17 protein-coding genes and 1 pseudogene are annotated in these 18451 nt (G+C 74.7%); 9 read left to right on the forward strand and 9 right to left on the reverse strand.

Annotated elements, in window-relative coordinates:
* Position 1 precedes the first annotated feature (1 nt).
* Complete coding sequence (locus QA634_RS29205) at positions 2-1846, reverse strand: ShlB/FhaC/HecB family hemolysin secretion/activation protein (protein WP_265576450.1); 1845 nt, start codon at positions 1844-1846, stop codon at positions 2-4.
* Between the two features lie 826 nt (positions 1847-2672).
* Entirely contained in the window at positions 2673-3401 is a 729-nt protein-coding gene (locus tag QA634_RS29210; RefSeq protein WP_012335453.1) for a HisA/HisF-related TIM barrel protein, read from the reverse strand.
* Between the two features lie 41 nt (positions 3402-3442).
* Here QA634_RS29210 and QA634_RS29215 point away from each other — a divergent pair, with 41 nt between their 5' ends.
* A complete protein-coding gene (locus QA634_RS29215; protein WP_012335454.1) occupies positions 3443-4504 on the forward strand; it encodes a hydantoinase/oxoprolinase family protein in 1062 nt (353 codons plus the stop codon).
* Positions 4505-4683: 179 nt separating this feature from the next.
* Here the strand turns inward: QA634_RS29215 and QA634_RS29220 are convergent, their stop codons facing one another.
* The 4 genes and pseudogenes from QA634_RS29220 to QA634_RS35625 all read right to left on the reverse strand — a co-directional run.
* On the reverse strand, positions 4684-7209 hold the full coding sequence (locus QA634_RS29220; RefSeq protein ID WP_012335455.1) for a putative bifunctional diguanylate cyclase/phosphodiesterase: 2526 nt from the start codon (positions 7207-7209) through the stop codon (positions 4684-4686).
* Between the two features lie 223 nt (positions 7210-7432).
* Positions 7433-7654 (reverse strand): hypothetical protein, encoded by a 222-nt coding sequence (locus QA634_RS29225; protein WP_012335456.1) that lies wholly within the window; start codon positions 7652-7654, stop codon positions 7433-7435.
* Positions 7655-7726: 72 nt separating this feature from the next.
* The gene (locus QA634_RS35620) at positions 7727-8095 is read right to left on the reverse strand and encodes a response regulator (protein ID WP_322597464.1); all 369 of its coding nucleotides are present in this window, start codon (positions 8093-8095) and stop codon (positions 7727-7729) included.
* Between the two features lie 131 nt (positions 8096-8226).
* Positions 8227-9426: pseudogene (locus QA634_RS35625) on the reverse strand (ATP-binding protein); the annotation flags it as partial.
* A gap of 666 nt (positions 9427-10092) precedes the next feature.
* On the opposite strand from QA634_RS35625, the gene QA634_RS29235 reads away from it, so the two are divergent.
* The 4 genes from QA634_RS29235 to QA634_RS29250 all read left to right on the forward strand — a co-directional run bounded on the left by QA634_RS29235 (position 10093) and on the right by QA634_RS29250 (position 12934).
* Positions 10093-10884 (forward strand): gamma-glutamylcyclotransferase, encoded by a 792-nt coding sequence (locus tag QA634_RS29235; protein ID WP_012335457.1) that lies wholly within the window; start codon positions 10093-10095, stop codon positions 10882-10884.
* 402 nt (positions 10885-11286) lie between these two features.
* A complete protein-coding gene (locus QA634_RS29240; protein WP_012335458.1) occupies positions 11287-11499 on the forward strand; it encodes a hypothetical protein in 213 nt (70 codons plus the stop codon).
* Positions 11500-11799: 300 nt separating this feature from the next.
* Positions 11800-11979, forward strand: a complete 180-nt coding sequence (locus tag QA634_RS29245) for a hypothetical protein (protein WP_018263818.1) — start codon at positions 11800-11802, stop codon at positions 11977-11979.
* A gap of 208 nt (positions 11980-12187) precedes the next feature.
* Complete coding sequence (locus tag QA634_RS29250) at positions 12188-12934, forward strand: hypothetical protein (RefSeq protein ID WP_012335461.1); 747 nt, start codon at positions 12188-12190, stop codon at positions 12932-12934.
* Here QA634_RS29250 and QA634_RS29255 read toward each other — a convergent pair.
* Positions 12916-13194: a hypothetical protein gene (locus tag QA634_RS29255; RefSeq protein WP_012335462.1), complete on the reverse strand. Its 279-nt coding sequence runs from the start codon at positions 13192-13194 to the stop codon at positions 12916-12918. The two genes, QA634_RS29250 and QA634_RS29255, sit on opposite strands and share 19 nt — an antisense overlap.
* 204 nt (positions 13195-13398) lie before the next feature.
* Between QA634_RS29255 and QA634_RS29260 the strand changes: the two genes are divergently transcribed.
* The gene (locus QA634_RS29260; RefSeq protein ID WP_012335463.1) at positions 13399-13707 is read left to right on the forward strand and encodes a hypothetical protein; all 309 of its coding nucleotides are present in this window, start codon (positions 13399-13401) and stop codon (positions 13705-13707) included.
* 174 nt (positions 13708-13881) lie between these two features.
* Positions 13882-14187, forward strand: coding sequence for a hypothetical protein (locus QA634_RS29265; RefSeq protein WP_012335464.1), 306 nt, complete (start codon positions 13882-13884; stop codon positions 14185-14187).
* Between the two features lie 13 nt (positions 14188-14200).
* Here QA634_RS29265 and QA634_RS29270 read toward each other — a convergent pair whose 3' ends face one another.
* A complete protein-coding gene (locus QA634_RS29270) occupies positions 14201-15265 on the reverse strand; it encodes an aromatic ring-hydroxylating oxygenase subunit alpha (RefSeq protein WP_012335465.1) in 1065 nt (354 codons plus the stop codon).
* Between the two features lie 151 nt (positions 15266-15416).
* Here QA634_RS29270 and QA634_RS29275 point away from each other — a divergent pair, with 151 nt between their 5' ends.
* Positions 15417-15833 carry a DUF3597 domain-containing protein gene (locus QA634_RS29275; RefSeq protein ID WP_012335466.1) on the forward strand — a complete coding sequence of 139 codons (417 nt, stop codon included), beginning with the start codon at positions 15417-15419 and terminating at the stop codon, positions 15831-15833.
* Positions 15834-15881: 48 nt separating this feature from the next.
* On the opposite strand, the gene QA634_RS29280 is transcribed toward QA634_RS29275, so the two are convergent.
* Positions 15882-16766, reverse strand: a complete 885-nt coding sequence (locus QA634_RS29280; protein ID WP_012335467.1) for a fumarylacetoacetate hydrolase family protein — start codon at positions 16764-16766, stop codon at positions 15882-15884.
* A gap of 352 nt (positions 16767-17118) precedes the next feature.
* On the opposite strand from QA634_RS29280, the gene QA634_RS29285 reads away from it, so the two are divergent.
* Complete coding sequence (locus tag QA634_RS29285) at positions 17119-18417, forward strand: OmpP1/FadL family transporter (protein ID WP_012335468.1); 1299 nt, start codon at positions 17119-17121, stop codon at positions 18415-18417.
* Positions 18418-18451: the final 34 nt, after the last annotated feature.

Consider the following 18451-nt stretch of genomic DNA (forward strand, 5'->3'; position numbering starts at 1 on the left):
ATCAGAATTGCAGGGTGACGCTGAAGGTGACGCGGTCCTCGGCGGGCAGCCGGTCGGAGCGCGCGGAGCGGCCGTATTCGAGGCTGGCGCTCAGGTTGGTGAAGCTCGCCTGCGGCGAGGCCGCGAGCCGGAGCCCCAGCCCGTAGGAGGCGCCCCGCACCATCGGCCGCTCCAGGGAGGTCGGGCGCTGCTGGCGCACCAGCCCGAAGGCCCCGAAGCCGTAGGGCGTCGCGACCAGCCCCGCCGCGGCGCTCTCCGCCTCCTGGAAGCCCGTGCCGAGCTGGGCCGGCAGCGAGGGCAGGCGGAACGGCATCGGGACCGAGGCCACGAAGGGGAATTGCACCTCCCCGCGCAGCACGTAGCCCTCGTCGCCCTGGAACAGGCCGGAATCGAACGAGGACAGGCCCGACAGGCTGGCGATGCCGAATTGCTCGGCCCGCGGCAGGGCCTGGTTGAACGAGGTCTGGGCCCGGGCCCTGAGGTCGAGGGCGAGGTGCTCGGCCAGGGGCTGCGCGAGGCCGAGGCTCGCCTCCAGCTTCTGGAAGTCCGGCCGCGCGCCCTGGCGCGAGAGCGGCACCACGCCCGGCCCGGGCAGGGGCGCCGCCCGGGCGCCGAGCCCGTCGAGGCCGAAGGAGCCGGTCAGGCGCGCCGTCAGGACGCCGTCCGTGGGCAGGACCCAGAGCGCGTCGCCGCTCGCCCGGGCGACCCGCAGCCGGTCGAGGCTGAACGGGGCCTCGATCGGCCGGATGACCGTGAGGCGCTCCTCCTGCGCGTCGAAGCTCGCCTCGGCGGCGAGGGTGAGGTCGCGCGCGCGGATCAGCGGGTAGCGCAGCCGCGCGGAGTAGCGCGAGAAGTCCGAGGTGAAGGCCGGGTTGCCGGGGCGCGGCTTGGCGGTGGTGCGCGCATCCGTGGCCTCCAGGTTGAGGGTGAGGCCGTCGCCGCCGAGGGGCAGGATCAGGCCGGCGGCCAGCGACCGGTTGAGCGGCCGCGGCGAGAACAGGCTGGCCTGGCCGGCCGGGATCGCGGCGCCGCCGGCGCGCAGGTAGAGCTGCTCGCCGTGGCCGGTGGGCGAGTTCATCTCCAGGCCGAGGCTCGCCGGGTTCCGCCCGAGCGCGTCCGAGAGGGTGTTGTCGACGCCGACCATCCCGGTGACGGGCTTGTAGCGCGCCTCGACCACCAGGATGCTGGAGCCCGGGGCGGTGCCGGGGGCGAGGGTGGAGCGCAGCACCGTGCCGGGGGTGTCGCCGGCCAGCATCAGCCCGCGCTCGATCTCGGCGAGGCGCAGGCCGCGGCGCCCGGCCAGGGGGGCGAGGAGGGCGGCGACGCGGTCGCGGATCTCGGGCGGGAGGGCGGCGGTGTCGATCCGCTCCAGGGTGCCGTCGATCACGACGAGCCGCAGCGCGCCGCCGTCGCGGAGCGCCTGGGCGGGCAGCACCACCCGCACCAGGGCGTATCCCTCGGCGGCGTAGGCCTGTTCGAGGTCGCGGGCGGCCGCGAAGATCTGCGCCAGGGTGACGGGGCCGGCGGCGAGCCGGTCGGCGAGGGCGCGGGTGGCGCCCTCCAGGGCCGGCAGGGTGCCCTCGGCCGCGACGGCGCCGAGGCGGACCGAGACGCGCTCGGCGCCCGGCGGCGCCTCGGGCCCGGCCCCTTCCGGGATGACGAGGCCCGCCCCGCGGGCCTGGGGGGCGGGGCGGAAGGACGGCGGCGTGATCTGCGAGGCGGTCTGGGCGCGGGCCGGGACGAGGCCCGCCGCCGCGGCCGCGAGCGCCCCGATCGCCATCGCCGGCCACGGCCCGGCCCGACCGGCGACCGCTGCCCGCCCGCGCGCCGTCGAATCCTGCATCATGATGCCCACCCCGAGTAGATTGTCCGGCCGACCAGCGTTTCCGATCGGTGCACCGCCTTGGATTATCTCGCGATCGGCCCGATCAGACCGGAGCAAGCGGGGAAATATTCCTGTCATTATCGTAATTCTTGACCGAATATCCGGACCGAGAGGCACTCGCCTGCGATGCGAGCCGCGTCGAAAGCAGGGTTCTCATAGCTTCTTACTCTACGCAAGATTCCTTAACGTCAAGCGCGGCCGGAGCCCGGCGGGATCGCCGCAAAGGCGCCGGGTGCGGCTTCGCGAACACACCCCGCGCGGTTGCGAGGACCCGGCGGCGCCCGCGGGGCGATCCGCGGCGGCGCCCGGCGGGACCGGCTCGGCCGGGCCGCGCGCGGGCCGGGCGGGATCGTCCGGCTTCGGTCGTGCGGGAGCGGTGCGCCGCGCTCGGGCGTTCTCTCGGCCTCGGGGGGCTTGGTTCCGATCTGCGCGGGATGGGTGCCGGACGGAGTCCCGGTGGGCGGTCCGGCCCGACCTTCGGCTCGGCGAGACCTCCGGCCAAGGCTCTCCCCTGTCCCGCACGACCGGACCGGAGGGGAGGGGGGCCGGGACTCGGCGCAGGCGGCCGCGAAGCGTCCGTGTGCCCGCACCGCTACGGATCAATCGACAATCTTACCGTTCAAGTCTTGTGCCGATCACAATTTCAGAAGATCACCGCACGTCACGCGCGGCATCCCCATCCGTCCCGCCTCGCGGTCGGTTCCTGGAAGCAGATCCGAGCCGGACAGGTCCTCGCCATTCGGTCGAGCGGAGTGGTCGTGCCGGAGACCGAAAGATCTCCGACCCGTCAGGAGAGATGCTCCGGCCGCAGGCGGCCGTCGTGGAGCGCGCTCGCGACCAGGATCCCGGCGGCGCCCGCCGCGCGCAGACCCGCCAGATCCTCCGGGCCGCGCAGACCCCCGGCGGCGTAGAGCCGGGCCGCGGGCGCCCGCGCCCGCACCGCCGCGATCCCGGCGAGGTCCGGCCCCGCCCCGCTCCCGACCCGCCCGAGCGCCATCACGATGATCTCGGACGGCCACAGGGACGGATCCTCGTGCAGGGCGGCCGGGCCGAGCGGCGCGCCGTCCCGACTGTCGAGGGACAGGATCGCCGCGTCGCCGAGGCGGCGCACGAGGTCCGGATCGCCCTGGCTCTCGCTGCCGAGCACCGGCCGGCCGAGCCCCGCCTCCAGGAAGGCGGCGACCGCCGCCTCGCCGGCGAAGCCGGCATCGACCCACAATTCCACCCCGGGCGCGGCCGCCGCGACGGCGCGCAGCGCCGCGCGGTCGGGCGGCGCGCCCTCCATGATCGCGTCGAGATCCGCCACGTAGAGCCGGCGCGCCGGCCAGGCGGCGAGGAGCCCGGCCGCCACCGCGCCCGGATCCGCGCTCGCGCTCAGCGGCGTGCGGATCGGCGCATAGGCGTGGCGCTCGCCGGCCCGCGCCCGCACCACCTGCCCGCGCCGCAGGTCGAGGACCGGGATGATCGCGACCGGCTCCCGGCCCGCGATCGGGCTTGCGCCCGCGCCCCCGCTCATGCCACCCCGGCCCCGGTTCCCACCCGCCGCGAGACCTGCCCGTGTCCCTGCCGCATGATTCCGCCTCCGCCGCCCGCATCATCGGCTGGGACCTCGGCGGGGTGCATGTCAAGGCGGCGCTGGTGGAGGAGGGCGCCGTGCGGGCGGTGGTCCAGGCGCCGTGCCCGCTCTGGCGCGGGCTCTCCGCCCTCGACGCGGCGCTCGCCGGCCTGCCGGACTGGGCGCGGGGCCCCGCGCACCACGCCGTCACCATGACGGGCGAACTCACCGACTGCTTCGCCGACCGGGCCGACGGGGTGGCGCAGCTCGCCGCCTGGGCGGACCGGTCGCTCTCCGGCCCGGTCGCGATCTATGCCGGGCGGTCGGGCTTCGTCGCGCCCGAGGCGGCGGCCCCGGCCGCGGCGGAGATCGCCAGCGCCAATTGGTACGCCACCGCCGCCCTGGTCGGCCGCCTCGTCCCGGAGGCGCTGCTCGTCGATATCGGCTCGACCACGGCCGACCTGATCCCGGTCGCGGCCGGGCAGCCCGCCGCGCGCGGCTACAGCGACGCGGAGCGGCTGGAGACCGGCGAGCTGGTCTATACCGGCGTCGTGCGCACGCCGCTCCTCGCCCTGAGCCCCTGGGCGCCCTTCCGCGGCCGCCGCACCGCCCTGATGGCCGAGACCTTCGCGGCGACCGGCGACGTGCACCGGCTGCTCGGCGACCTGCCCGCCGAGGAGGACCAGCAGGACACGATGGACCTCAAGGGCAAGTCGCGGCCCGAGACCGAGACGCGGCTCGCCCGCATGATCGGGCGCGACCGCCACGAGGGCAGCCCCGCCGATTGGAGCCGCCTCGCCGGCCACTTCGCGGAGGCGCAGCTGCGCCTCCTGCACGACGCGGCCGCCGTGATCCTCTCGCGCGGCGACCTGCCGGCGCGGGCGCCGGTGATCGCCTGCGGGGCGGGCCGCTTCGTCGCGACGCGCCTCGCCGCCCGGCTCGGGCGCCCGGTTCGGGACCTCGCCGACCTGATCGCCCCGCACCTCGCGGCGGGCGCCGAGGCCTGGGCCTCGACCTGCGGGCCGGCGGTCGCGGTGGCGTGGCTGGCGCGGCCGGCCGGCTGAGCGGGGCCGCCCGTCATCCCCTGCCCGGCCGTGATCGTCCGGACAGCGGATGACAAGCCCGCGCGGCGCGTGAGCGAAACCGAAATCCGCATTGCGAAGCAATCCATCGGATTTCGTATGGCAAGCCCGCGCGGCGCGTGAGCGAAGCCGAGTTTCGCATGGCGACGCAAGCCGTCGGATCAGGCGGTCCGGCGGCCCTCGGCCCAGCACTGCGCGGCGAAGAGGTCGGCCGCCATCGGCTGCCCGAACAGGTAGCCCTGGCCCTCCTGGCAGCCCTCCGCGGTCACGCAGCGCAGCATCGCGGGGGTCTCGATCCCCTCGGCCGTGACCTCCAGGCCGAAGCTGCGCCCGAGCGCCACCACCGAGCGCACGATCGCCAGGTCCTGGGCGGAATCCGGGATGCCGCGGACGAAGGAGCGGTCGATCTTCAGGCGGGTGAGGGGAAAGCGCTTCAGGAGGCTCAGGGACGCGTAGCCGGTGCCGTAATCGTCGAAGGCGAGGCCCACGCCCATGTCCCGCAGCGCCCGGAGCGGCGGGATCAGCGCGTCGTCGTGCTGGAGGATGATGGTCTCGGTGATCTCCAGTTCCAGGGCCGAGGCCGGGAGCGCCGCCTCGGCGAGGGCCGCGCGCACCTCCTCGACGAGGTCCCGGGACAGGAACTGCCGGCTGAACAGGTTGACCGCGACGCGCAGTTCCCCGAGGCCGCGGCGGCGCCAGCCGGCGGCCTCGGCGCAGGCGGTGCGCAGCACGAAGCGCCCGACATCCTCCGCGGCGCGGCTGCTCTCCAGCGGGGCCAGGAAATCCGCCGGGGCGAGGAGGCCGCGCTCCGGATGCCGCCAGCGGATCAGCGCCTCCGCCCCCGCGATGGTGCGGTCGCGCAGGCGCAGCTGGGGCTGGTAGAACAGGACGAACTCCCCCTCGGCGAGGGCGCGGGGCATCTCCTGCTGGCACGCCGTCCAGGCGAGGAGGCTGCGCCGCATCTCGGGCCGGAAAACCCGCCGGCAATGCTGCCCCGCCCGCTTCGCCTCGTGCAGCGCCATGTCGGCGCGGGCCAGGAGGTCGTCCGCCCCGCGCTGGCCGTGCGGCGCGACCGCCACGCCGATGCTGGCGTCGAGGTGGAAGATCTGCTCGGCCACCCGGAAGGGCTCCGCGAGGCCGCCGAGGATCCTGTCGGCGGTCCGCTCCCCCTCGGCGGGCTCCGCCAGATCGGGGAGCAGGACCGCGAACTCGTCCGCGCCGATGCGCGCCACCAGCCCCGACCCGCCCACGTCCCCCTGCAGGCGCTGGCCGACGAGGCGCAGGAGGACGTCCCCGACGGCGTGGCCGAAGCTGTCGTTGACCCGCTTGAAGCCGTCGACGTCGATCAGCAGCAGCCCGGCGAGGCCCCCCGCCGGCCGGGCGTCGAGGGTCGCGAGGTCGCGCGTCAGGGCGCGGCGATTGTACAATCCGGTCAGCCCGTCCGTCTCCGCCTGCCGGCGCAGCGTCTGCATCAGGTTCGCGCGCTCCTGCAGCCGCTTCTGCAGAACCAGGAGGGCGTCGAACAGGAGGGCGATCTCGCGGACGCGCATGGGCGCCCGGACGGGGGCGGGATCGACGCCTCCCGCCAGGGCGACGATCGCCTCCCGCGCGTCGAGGAGCGGCCGCAGGATCGAGGCGCGCAGGGAGCCGAGGAGGCCGCCGATCAGGGCGAGGGCGGCGAGCGTCACGAGGCCGGCCGCGGCGAGCGCGTCGCGCGCCCCGTCGCGCTCCCGGGCGGAGGCCGCATTCATCCGGGCGAGAAAGGCCGTGCGCAAGTCCTCGAGCGGCTTCAGGGTCGGGACGTAGCGGGCGGTCAGCGTCTGCGCATCGAGCGAGTAGCGCCCCGAAGGTCCGCGCCCCTCGGCGATCACCGCCTCGACCGTGCCGAGCCCCTCGCCCAGGAAGCGGCTCTCGACCTCCCGCATCAGCGGATCGAGGGCGGCGGGGATCTGGCCCTGCAGGAGCTGCCAGATCTCGCGCAGGCGCCCGCGGGTCTCGACGGCTTCGGCGAGGTGGACCTCGCCGAGCGGCGCGCGCACGGCCAGCGCCGGGACGATGAAGGAGGCGATGCGCCCGCCATGCTCCCTCAGGTCGCTCACCGCCCGTGCCACCATGGCTTGGCCGGCGAGCGCCGGGTCGAGCTCGCGCAGCGTCCGGACCTCCCAGGTCACGACGTCCTGGAACTGGTCGACGACCGCGATCATCGCCCCGACGGCCGCGCGGATCTGGTCCGCGCCGCGGGCGGCGGCCGGCATCCGGGCGATCTCGTCGACCTCCCGGCGCGCCGCGCGCAGCCTCGCCTGCGCGGCGTCGATGAGGTCGGCCGGGAGGCGCCGGGCCGGGCCGGTGAGCCCGTCGGGATCGTCCGGGCCGTGGAGCTGCGCGAGCGCCCGGTCGGTGGCCTCGCGGAACTCCCGCAGCCGCGTCAGGGCCGCCGCGTTGCCGGCGGGATCCTGGGACATGGCGACGTTGGCCGGCCCGCGCTCGGCCGAGATGCGGTTGGCGGCCTCGAGCACGCGCGCGAACTGCGCGATCTCGGCGAGGTTGTGCCGGGACCGGAGGAAGGCCGTCACGGCCGGGGCGACCAGCGTCGCGCTCAGGGCCGCGAGGCCCGCGCCGATGAGGAGGATCGCGATCCAGAGGCGGCGGCTGAGGCTGGTGGCGCCGTCTGTCGTCCTGGCCTGCACACACACCTCCCGCGTACCGGCCGGAGCCGACGTCCCCGACACCTGCCCCAGCTGGCCCGACGCCGGATCCCGGCGCGCCATCTCTCCAGATGCGGCCGGACTCGTTGCGGAAAGATTATCTATTCCGTCCCCCTAGGTCACGTCAGCCGTAAAAATCAGGCAGTGCGGCGGATTGACCGAGAGGAACAGCGCTCGTTGAGCGGGCAAGTTGATCCTGCGGCCGTCATGCTGCAATGCAGCGCCGCACGAGGGCGACGACCAGCGGGTGCCCCTGGGAGTCCTGCCGCAGGGGCGTGCCCGCCAGCAGCCGGCCGGCCCGGGCCAGCCGCTGATCCGCCCTGGCCCGGCAGGCCTCGGCGGCCTCCCGCAGGGTCCGGGCTTCCTCGAGGTCCCTGTTCGCCTTGCGCAGGAGCCACATCGCCCGCAGGGTCCGGATGAAGCGCATCGCCCGATCTCCGTCGTGAGGCGGGCATCCTTCCCGAGCCGCGCTCCGGCGGCGGTGCGTCGCCGCACCCCGTCACGGGGCCGGGCGCGCCGCCCCGAGCACGGCGCGCAGCTTGGCGGCGAGCTGCGCCACCGTGAAGGGCTTGGTGATCAGCTGCGTGCCGGGATCGAGCATGCCGTTGTGCACGATGGCGTTGCGGGTATAGCCGGTCATGAACACGACCTTGAGGTCGGGGCGGCGGCGCAGGGCCTCGTCGGCGAGCCTGCGGCCGTTGACCTCCGGCATCACGACGTCGGTGAGGAGGAGCCCCACCTCCGGGTGGAGCGCCAGCAGGTTGAGGGCGGCGGCGGCCCCGTCCGCGGCCAGCACCCGGTAGCCGAGATCCGCGAGCGCCTCGACGGTGAACTGGCGCACCGCCGCCTCGTCCTCGACGACCAGCACGGTCGTGTCCTCCTGCGCGAGGGCCAGGGCGTCGGGGACGGGGGGAGGGGGCGCTCCTCGGGCCCCGCGTGGCGGGGCAGGTAGATCTTGACCGTCGTGCCCTGGCCGAGCTCCGAATAGACCGCGACGTGCCCGCCCGACTGGCGCACGAAGCCGTAGACCTGGGACAGGCCGAGGCCCGTCCCGCGGCCCTGCTCCTTGGTGGTGAAGAAGGGCTCGAAGGCCCGCGCCAGCACCTCCCGGGGCATGCCGCTGCCGTTGTCGGTCACCGCGACGAGGACGTACTGCCCGGCCGCGACCTCCGTCCGGGCCGCCGCGTAGGCGTCGTCCAGGTCGGCGTTGGCGGTCTCGATGGTCAGGCGCCCGCCGGTCTCCGGCAGGGCGTCGCGGGCATTCACCGCGAGGTTGAGGAGCGCGTTCTCGAGCTGGTTGGGATCCGCGAAGGTCCGCCAGAGCCCGCCGGCCAGCACCGTCTCGAGCCGCACCGTCTCGCCGAGGGTCTGGCGCAGGAGCTCGGCCATGCCCGAGACGAGGGCGTTGGCGTCGACGGGCCTGGGGTCGAGGGGCTGGCGGCGCGCGAAGGCGAGGAGGCGCTGCGTCAGCGCCGCGGCGCGCTGGGCCCCGCCCACCGCGTTCTCCAGGAGGCGCAGCTGGCGGGCATCGGTCTCGCCCATGCGCCGCTGCAGCAATTCGAGGGAGCCCAGCACGACGGTGAGGAGGTTGTTGAAGTCGTGCGCGAGCCCGCCCGTGAGGCGCCCGACCGCCTCCATCTTCTGCGACTGGCGCAGCTGCTCCTCGCTCGCCTCCCGGCGCAGGATCTCGGCGCGCAGCTGCGCCAGGGCCTCGCCCTCGCGCCGGGTCCGCCGCAGGGCCACGAGCGTCAGCGCCACCAGCCCGGCCGTCGCCGGGATGCCGAAGACGAGGTGGCTCGCCATCGTGTCGCGCCACTCCGCCAGGATGCGCGCGCGGTCGATCCCGGCGGTGACGTAGACCGGGTAGGTCGGGAGCCGCCGGTAGCCGTAGAGCCGCTCCTGCCCGTCCACCGCCGAGCGGGTCACGTAGAAGCCCTGTCCGGGCGCCCGGGACAGGGCCGCGAGGAAGCCGCTGTCGGGCGGCACGCGCGCGACGCGCCCCGGCTGCTCGGGCACCCGCGCCAGGATCGCCCCGTCCTCCCGCAGCAGCGAGACGGTGTCGAGGCCGCTCTCGCGCACCTGCGCGTAGAAGTCCCGGAAATAGGCCGGGTCGATCGCCACCGCGACGATGCCCCGGAAGCCCTGGCCGCGCCGGGCGGTGCTCACCTGGAAGACCGCGGCCCCGTCCACCCCGGTCATCACCTCGCCGACGTAGTCCCGGCCCGGCGGCAGGCCCCCGTCCCGGTGCAGGCGGAAGAAGGGGCGCTCCAGGAATTCCGGCTCGCGCCCCTCGGGCGGTGCGCCGGCGCTGACCAGGGGCCTCGCCCGCGCGTCGAGGACCCAGATGTCGCTCACCTGCGCCAGCGTGTCGCTGAGCTCCCGGAGCTGGCGGGAGAGGTCGGGGCCGCGGGCCCGGATCGCCTCGTCCGGCAGGCCGTCCAGGATCTGGTTGGCCTGCCGGGTCACGAGGTCCGCCGTCTCGAACACCTTGACCGCGTGCTCGCGCACGAGGTCCAGGGTCTGGGCGAGGCGCAGCCGCGCGTCCCGCCAATGGCTCTGGTAGGAGAGCCAAGCGCCCGTGGCGAGCACCAGCGCCGGCAGCAGCACGGCGGCCACCACGACGATCCGGAGCGACCGCTCGGCCCCCGTGGGAGGCGGGCGAGGCGCGCCGGCGCCGTCGGCGCGGGTGGGCGGCACGGGAGCTGTCACGGGGGCGCGGCCGGGGAGCTTGGGTGTTTAGTCCTATTCGGTTACCAGACGGGCCGGCCGGTCGCCAGCGCCGGCGCGGCGCGCGCGCCGGGGCGGGAAGGGTGGAATGAACGAAGGGTTGCGCCGATCGCGCGGGCGCGGGCGGGGTCCCGCGCCGTGACGGACCGCCCCGTCCTGACCGCCGCCCTGATCGCCCGGGCGCATCCCGATCCGGTGCCCGACGACGCCGCGGCGATGCCGCTCCTGTCCGAGGCCGAGACCGAGGCGCTGCTCGCCGCCGCCCTCGCCGCCAAGCCCGGCCCGCCGGACGAGATCTGGCTCTTCGCCTACGGAGCCCTGATGTGGCGGCCCGAATTCCCGTTCGCGGAGCGGCGCGCGGCCGGCCTGCCCGGGTGGCACCGGCGGTTCTGCCTCTGGCAATGGCGCTTCCGCGGCACGCGCGACAATCCCGGGGTGATGCTCGCCCTCGACCGCGGCGGGCGCTGCCGCGGCCTCGCCTACCGGCTCGCCGGGCCGGACCCGCTCGCGGCTTTGCGCCCGGTCTGGCACCGGGAGATGCGCGGGCGCGGCTACGCGGCGCGCTGGCTGGCGGCCCGGACCGAGGCCGGGACCGTCCCGGCGCTCGCCTTCGTGGCGAACCGCGCGGGCGAGCGCTACGCCGGCCGCCTCGGCGAGGAGGCGATCGCCGCGCGCATCGCGGCGGCCTGCGGCCATCTCGGGCCGAACGCGGAGTACCTCCTCAACACCGCCGCCTCCTGCGCGGCGCTCGGCCTGCGCGATCGCCACCTGGAGCGCCTCCAGGCCCTCGTCGCCGCCCGCCTGGAGGCGGCGGCGCGCGCCCGAGCCGGTGCGGCGGACATGGCCGCCGGCGCTGCGAGGCGGCCCCCGGCGAGGCGGCCCCCGGCGACGCGCCCCCCGGCGAGTCCGGAGCCTGAACCCGAGGCCTGAGCGGAGGACGCCTCGGCCCGCCCACGCCTGCTGCCCGGGGCCCGGGCGGAATCCGGGTTCGTGCGCCTCCCGGACCGGTGCCGAAGGCCCGGAACCCGGCACCCGTCCCGGGCATTTCCGAGGGGTGAGGCGGTCCCTGTCCCCAGCGGGCCGCACCGCAGTGAAAAACGCCGCCGAACCACCGCTGCGCGCTTGACGCCGGCCGCCTCCGAGCGCAATTGGGGGCGTCCGCGCGTCCTCGCCTCGGCCGTTCGCGCGGCTCCACCGGAACCACGAACTCCATGTCCAGCGACAGTAGTCGAAGGACCACGCCGCCTGCGCTTGGTGCGTGAGCCGCGCCTGATCGTGTGATCGGGCTCGCCCGCGACCAGTCGAGAGGCGGCTGGTCGCATGAGGTGAGCCATGACCCTGTTTTCCGGAACCGCCCGCGCGGCCGCGGTGGCCGATCGCCGTGATCAGAGCATCGCCGTCGCGCTGATCCTTCTCCTCGCCCTCGTCTTCGCACCGGCCATCGGCCTCCACGTGGCCGTGAGCACCTTCGGCGTCGGCGCGCCCGCGCCCACGCCCGAGGGAGTCGCGGCGGCCCCGGCAGAGGCCAAGCCGTCCCGCGGCTGAGCCGTGCCGCGGCTGAGCCGTGCCGCGGCTGAGCCGGCGCGGCCGAGCCGGCTCGCAACCGGCTTCCGGCTGTGCTTGGATCGGCCCCGGCGGGCGCCCGCAGGCGCCCGCGCCGGATCGGCCGACTCGAGAACGGCGCCTCATGAACGACGACCTGCGCGAATCCCGCGGCGCCCTCATCCTGCTCGCCGCCGCGGTCCTCTCGGTCCTGCTCTTCGGGGCCGCGACGCTGCTCGGCCTCACCGGCTGACGGGAACCCTCCGGCCCGCTCGGCGGATGTGTCGTCAGGAGGAGCGCACCATGACGGCCACCGATCCCGCCAAGGATTCCGCCAAACCCGGCGACAAGGCCCCGCCCGGTACCCCCGGCACCGGCGAGAACATCTGTCCCCGCTGCCACGGCTCCGGCCGCGTCGAGGGCACGTCCTGCCCGGACTGCGCCGGGACCGGCAAGGTCACCGAGCCGATCGGCGGCGCCTGAGGCGACCGACCCCGCCGCGCAACCCCGTCTTCACGTCCCGCCTGCGATAACCATCCGGTGACACCCACGGTCGTTGCTCACGACCGTGGGTTCCGTTCTCGAATCGGCGCCAAGCCTCGGGCTTGGTGTCGCCCATTCGAGAGGGTCGGCGGCCCGATGCGTCGGCATCCCGGGCCGCCGGGATGAGTGTGCCCGGAGGAGCGAGCGGATGGCGGGGGAGCGCAGGAGCAAGGCGGCGGAGTGGCGGGAGGCGCGCAACGCCGTCTCCCGCGCCCGCCTGGAGAAGGCGCTGCCCGCCATCTTCCCGCCGCTGGTGCTGCGCCACGCGCTCTCGCGGCCCTTCGTGCCCCCGACCCCGCGCCTCGCCGTCGAGAGCTACTGGCGCGGCCACGTGATCCGGGCCGACCGTCTCGCCCGGGCCCTGGCCGCCCGCAGCGGCCATCCCGAGGGCTGGACGTGGCGGCTCGGCAAGGAGGAGGGGCTCGGCGCGAGCTTCCGCCTGCCGCCCGCCCCCTTCCGCGAGCCGGCCTTCGCCCGCGGGCGCGGCCATTGCTGCATCTGCGGCCAGCCGGTCTTCCGCTTCGGCTGGCACGCGGATCTCTGGGGCGCCGGCGCGCCCAACCGGAATGCCGGCTGGCACGCCGCCTGCGTCACCGCCTGGAAGTTCTGGATCGCCGCGAGCGACCACGCGAAGGTGCTGAAGGCGCGCCAGCGCCACCGCTGCCCGGAGACCGGCAAGCGCCTGCTGCGCAGCGCCGAGGTCGATCACCGGGTGCCCCTCTACCAGGTCTGGCGCGAGCACCGGGACGCGCCCTGGCCGCGCCTGCTCGGCTACTGGGGCGTGCCGAACCTCCAGGTCGTCAACCGCGCCGCCCATGTCGGCAAGTGCGCGGCCGAGGCCGGCGAGCGGGCCGCCCACCGGCGGCTCGCGGCGGCTCAGCGCGGGACGATGTGAAGCCCGTCGTCGGGCAGGAGGTTGCGGGCCGGTCCGCCGGTCTGCTGGCCGCGGCCCTGCTGGTAGTAGGGCCGCTCGGGGTGGTGGTCGTTGTCGCTGCCCGAATCGTACTCCCAGGGCTGCGACCAGGGCGCGCGCCCGCCCACCGTCCCGGTCGCGTCGATGTCGGGCGGGAGGCGCCGGGGCCCCGCCTGCGCGGAGAGCGGCAGCAGCCCCGCGGCGCCGAGGCAGAGGATCCGGATCAGCCCAGCCATCGTCATCGTCCCGCTCCGCCGGGTCCCGCCCGGCCATCCCGAGTCTCAACGGTCCAGCTGAAGGCTTCGTTCCCGAAGGGCAGGGCGCGAAGTGTTGCGTCCCCCGCCGCGCGACGCAATCCGCGATGTGCGCCGGCGCAAATCGCGCGCAACGCCGCGCGCCTACACAGCGCCCCAGAGACGGCCGCAGGGCCGCGAGGGGAGCGCACCATGATCCGGACCGCCACGCTGATCACCGCCCTGGCCGCCCTGGCCTCCTACGCCCTGGTCCCGTCCGGGACGGGCGCCGAGGCGCACGTCGCCCCTGCGGCCAAGCGCTTCACAGACAAGCGCTTCACCGAGCGGCTGCCGGTGGCGTCCTTCCGGCCCGAGCCGCAGGATATCGCCCTGTTCTCCCTCGCGGGCGCGCAGCGGACGGCCGCGCGGCCCTGCAGCACCTGGCCCTACGAGGGCGCCCGCTGCGTCGCCGAGGCGCCGGAGCCGGGCGTCGCCCGCGTCGCGGGCCTGGCGCGGCGATGACGCGGCGTCTGCACGAGGCGCTCCTGATCGCCGGCAGCTTCGGCCTCGGCGTCGGCCTGGCCTTCCTGGTCGCCCCGCTGATCTGAGGAGCGCGCGCCGATCGGGCGGGGGGCCGGCGGCGCGCCGCGCGTCGGAAGCCGGGACTCTCGGGCCGCGACGCGCTATACCGCGGCCATGCTCAAGCTCGCCCGCATCCTCGGTCTCCTGCTGCTTCCCGGCACCGCCCTGGCCCGGGACCTGCCGCACCGCGTGCCGGCCCCCGCCCTGCGCTGCGGCCAGGTCCTGGCCCTGCTGAACCAGCGCGGGGAGGCCATCGTCGACACCGGGCCCTTCACCTACGAGCGCCTGGTGCGCGACATCGGCTTCTGCCCGATCGAGCAGACGACCGAACCCTTCTTCGGTCCCTCGGCGGATGCCGGGAGGTGCTTCCTCGGCTATCGCTGCAAGGACCGGATGAGCGAGGGCCGCCGCGGCGACTGAGCGGCGGCGCGGCTCAGCTGCGCCAGCGCAGGAGCCGCGGCGCGAGCGGGTTGGCGAAGGCCGCGCCCGCCTCACGGGCGCGCAGGAACTCGCGCTTGAGGCTGAAATACCATTGCGACTGCACGTCGCTCTCCCCGATCAGCACCATCGCGGGCTTCCGGTCGAGGCCCTTCTGGGCGACCTGCAGCACGTCGCGGTCCTGGCCGAGGAATTGCCGCATCAGCGGCCGCGCCAGCGGCCGCAGGAGGTTCAGCAGCGGCAGGTTCCAGTACATCGCGTTGACGAGCGCCGTGCGGCCCGGGCCGAGCGGCGTCGCGAAGGTGTAGTTCGCGATGCGCTTCTCCCCGGCCCTGATCCGCTCCAGCCGCACGCCCGGCAGGCGGAACTCGATCTCGACCTCCGGCACCGCCCCGAGCAGGCGGTAGACCGCCGAGGCGCTCTTCGCCCTGTGGCTCGTCATGGTGAAGCCGAACGGGGAGGGGGCGAAGTGCTTCTCCTTCTCCCGCAGGGTCTTGGAGGTCCGCCACCACCACAGATCGTGCACGTAGGCGACATGGGCCGGATCGACGAAGCTCAACGCCACGAGGTCGAAGCTCGCCTCGACCTCCAGCGTCTCGACCAGCATGCCCGCGTAGGGGAACTCCACCTCCGGAATCGGCGGCGCGTCCGGCCGCGGCTCGCCCGCCGCGATCCAGACGAGGCCGGACGCCTCCCTCACGGAGAAGCGCGGCAGCCGCACGGTGCGGAAGTCGGATTCGTCCCGGGCCGCGAGGGCGGGGATCGCCGCGCATTGCCCGTCCGGCCGGAACTCCCAGCCGTGGAACGGGCAGACGAGGCGGCCCTCGACCAGGCGCCCGGCCGAGAGCGCCATGCCCCGGTGCGGGCAGCGGTCGCGCAGGGCGAAGAGGCCGCCGCCCGCCGCCCGCCCGACCACGATCGCCTCCTCGCCGAGCGTGACGGCACAGAGCCGCCCCTCGCGGAAGCGGCGGCTCTCGCCGACGCAGTACCAGACGTCGTCGAGCGGGCGGCGGATGGGATCCCCTGTCATGCTGTCCTGCGGGTCGGGGCCGGGCCCCATGATGTCATGCGCGCGCCGGCTGCTTAGGGCAAAGTCGGCCGCGCGTCATCGCCGCCGCGGCAGCCGGAACGCGGGACGCGGCGTTTCGTTAACGGCGGCGCTGGGCCGGGCCGGCCCCGCTCGCCGGCCCACATCACAAGGAGAGACCGCGATGAGCCTGCTCGGATCTATCGTCAGCAAGATCCTCCATCCCTTCGGCGGCGAGGCCCAGGCGGCGACGCCGAACGCCCCGGCCTCGGCCTCCTCCGCCCCCTCCGCGGGCGGCTCCGCCGAGCCGGCCGCCACCGGCACGGTCCCCACCGTCGACGGCAAGGTCGACGTCGAGGCGGTCCTGAACGGCCTCGCCGCCAAGGCCGGCCAGCCGCTGAACTGGCGCACCTCGATCGTCGACCTGATGAAGCTCCTGCACCTCGACAGCAGCCTGACGGCCCGCAAGCAGCTCGCGGCCGAGCTGCATTACGGCGGCGACACCGACGACACCGCCACGATGAACGTCTGGCTGCACAAGCAGGTGATCCGGAAGCTCGAGGAGAACGGCGGCAAGGTGCCGGACGACCTCAAGGATTGATGCGGCCGGGGCGCGCCGCGGCCCCGGGCGGGGCCGCGGCGATCCCGCTCAGTTCGTCGGCTCGCCCGCCGCCACCTTGGCGGTCCAGTCGTCGAAGGCGATCACGGTCTGGCGCTGCTCGCCCAATCCCTCGATGCCGAGGCTCACCACGTCGCCCGCCTTCAGGTAGCGCGGCGGCTTCATCCCGAGCCCGACCCCCGGCGGCGTGCCGGTGGTGATGACGTCGCCCGGCTCCAGCAGCATGAAGTGCGACAGGTAGGAGACGATCTGGCGGCAGTCGAAGATCATCGTGCGCGTCGAGCCGGTCTGCATCCGCGCGCCGTTCACGTCGAGCCACATGCCCAGGTTCTGGACGTCCGGGATCTCGTCCGGCGTCACCAGCCAGGGGCCGAGGGGGCCGAAGGTCGGGCAGCCCTTGCCCTTGGTCCAGGTGCCGCCGCGCTCCAGCTGGAATTCCCGCTCCGAGACGTCGTTGCAGACGCAGTACCCCGCCACGTAGTCGAGGGCCTCGTTGGCGTGGACGTAGGAGGCGCGCTTGCCGATCACGATCGCGAGCTCCACCTCCCAGTCGGTCTTCGCCGAGGCCTTCGGCAGGATCACGTCGTCGTTCGGGCCGACGATGCAGGACGGCGCCTTGTTGAAGATGATCGGCTCGGAGGGGATCGGCGCGTTCGTCTCCGCCGCATGGTCCGCGTAGTTGAGCCCGATCGCGATGAAGTTGCGCACGCCGCCCACGCAGGGCCCGAGGCGCGTGCCCGCCGGCACCGCCGGCAGCCTCGCCGGGTCGAGCGCCCGCAGGCGCCCGAGGCTCTCGGCCCCGAGCACCGGTCCGGCGATGTCGCGGATCACGCCCGAGAGGTCGCGGATGGTCCCGTCGGGGCCGACGAGGCCGGGCTTCTCCGCGCCGCTCTCGCCGTAGCGTACCAGCCTCATGCTCAAAGCTCCCCTGTCGCGCCCGGCCGCGGCCGGGCCCCGGCGCGAAAACGCCCGCGGGCTCGCGGAAGTTCGTGGCAATTGTATCACAGAGGCCGGCGAAATGCCGGAGCGGCAGCCAACCGCTGCGGGCGTGCGCCAGTTATTGCAACTGATGCCAATAGTGGATCCGGCCGCTCTGCTCGTACTATCGCACGAAACTCCCATCGAACGAGGTTTACTCAAATATAGCCAGCGCCCGTGGCGGCCGGCGGGCCGCGTTGCGCCGCCGCCGCCGCCTGAGGCAGAGTCAAGCTGAGCCGCCGGCCGAAGCTGCTGCGACGGAGCCTCGCGGGATAATGGGGAGTGGAACGTGCTGAGCTCAACGAGCAGGGCTGCGCTGCTGGCCGCGCTCGCCTTCGGGGCGGGCGTCGCGGGGGCGGACCGGGCGCGGGCGGGCGCCTTCGGCCTGCGGGAACAGAGCGCCGAGGCCCAGGGCCTGGCCTTCGCGGGCGCGGCCGCCGGTTCGGGCGGCCTGTCCTCGATGTTCTGGAACCCGGCCGCCGTCACGATGAAGCCGGGCTGGAACTCGGACTACAACGCCACCGTGATCGTGCCGCAGGCGACCTTCACGACGCAGCCCGGGACCTTCGCGCCGCTGCGCACCCTCGGCGAATCGGGCGACATCGGCCAGGCCGCCGTGCTGCCGGCGACCTACACCAACTACCAGCTCGGCGAGCGCCTGTTCCTGGGCCTCGCGGGCGCCGCGCCGTTCGGCCTCGTCACCAAGCCGAACCAGGTCTGGGCCGGCCAGACCTACAGCCGCTCGTCGCGGATCTTCTCGCTCAACTTCAACCCGGTGATCGGCTACCGGGTCACCGACTGGCTGTCGGTGGCGGCCGGCCCGACCATCGAGTACTTCAAGCTCAAGCTGCGCCAAGCGGTCGGCATCTCGCCGCTCGCCCCGAGCGCGCTCCTCAAGGGCGACGATTGGGGCGTGGGCTTCACGGCCGGCCTGCTGATCCAGCCGACCGCCACCACGACCCTCGGCGTCGGCTTCCGCTCCTCGATCCACCACGAGCTCGACGGGGTGCTCTCCGTGGTGCCGGGCCGGGTGCGCTCGAACCTCAACACGCCCGAGAAGCTCTCGGTCGGCCTGACCCAGGGCATCACCCCGGAATTCCGCATCAATCTGGGCTTCGAGTGGGACAACTGGTCCCGCCTCGGCACGCCGGCCATCGTCTCGCAGAGCCTCAACATCCCGGTCTCGGCCCTGCCGCTGCGCTACCGGGACGGGTTCCACTACTCGGTCGGCGGCGAGTACGACGTCAGCCCGCAATGGACGCTGCGGGCGGGCTTCGCCTACGAGGTCTCGCCGATCACCGACGCCAACCGCTCGACGCGGCTGCCGGACGGCGACCGCTACTGGGGCTCGATCGGCGCGAGCTACCGCTACAGCGACAAGATCCAGTTCGACGTCGCCTACTCGCACCTGTTCGCGGCGGGCCGCAACCCGGTCCGGATCGTGCCGGGCGATCCGCTCTACGTGGCGCCGCTCGCCTATCTGGCGACGACGGACACGAGCGCCGACGTCGTGTCGGTGGGCATCAAGTACCGCTGGGATACGCCGGCGGCCCCGCTCAGCCCGGCGCCGATCATCCGCAAGTACTAACCCTGTGGGGCCGCCCGGCCGCGTGCCCGGCGGC

It is taken from the genome of Methylobacterium sp. CB376 (genome assembly GCF_029714205.1).
In the GTDB taxonomy this organism is placed as follows: domain Bacteria; phylum Pseudomonadota; class Alphaproteobacteria; order Rhizobiales; family Beijerinckiaceae; genus Methylobacterium.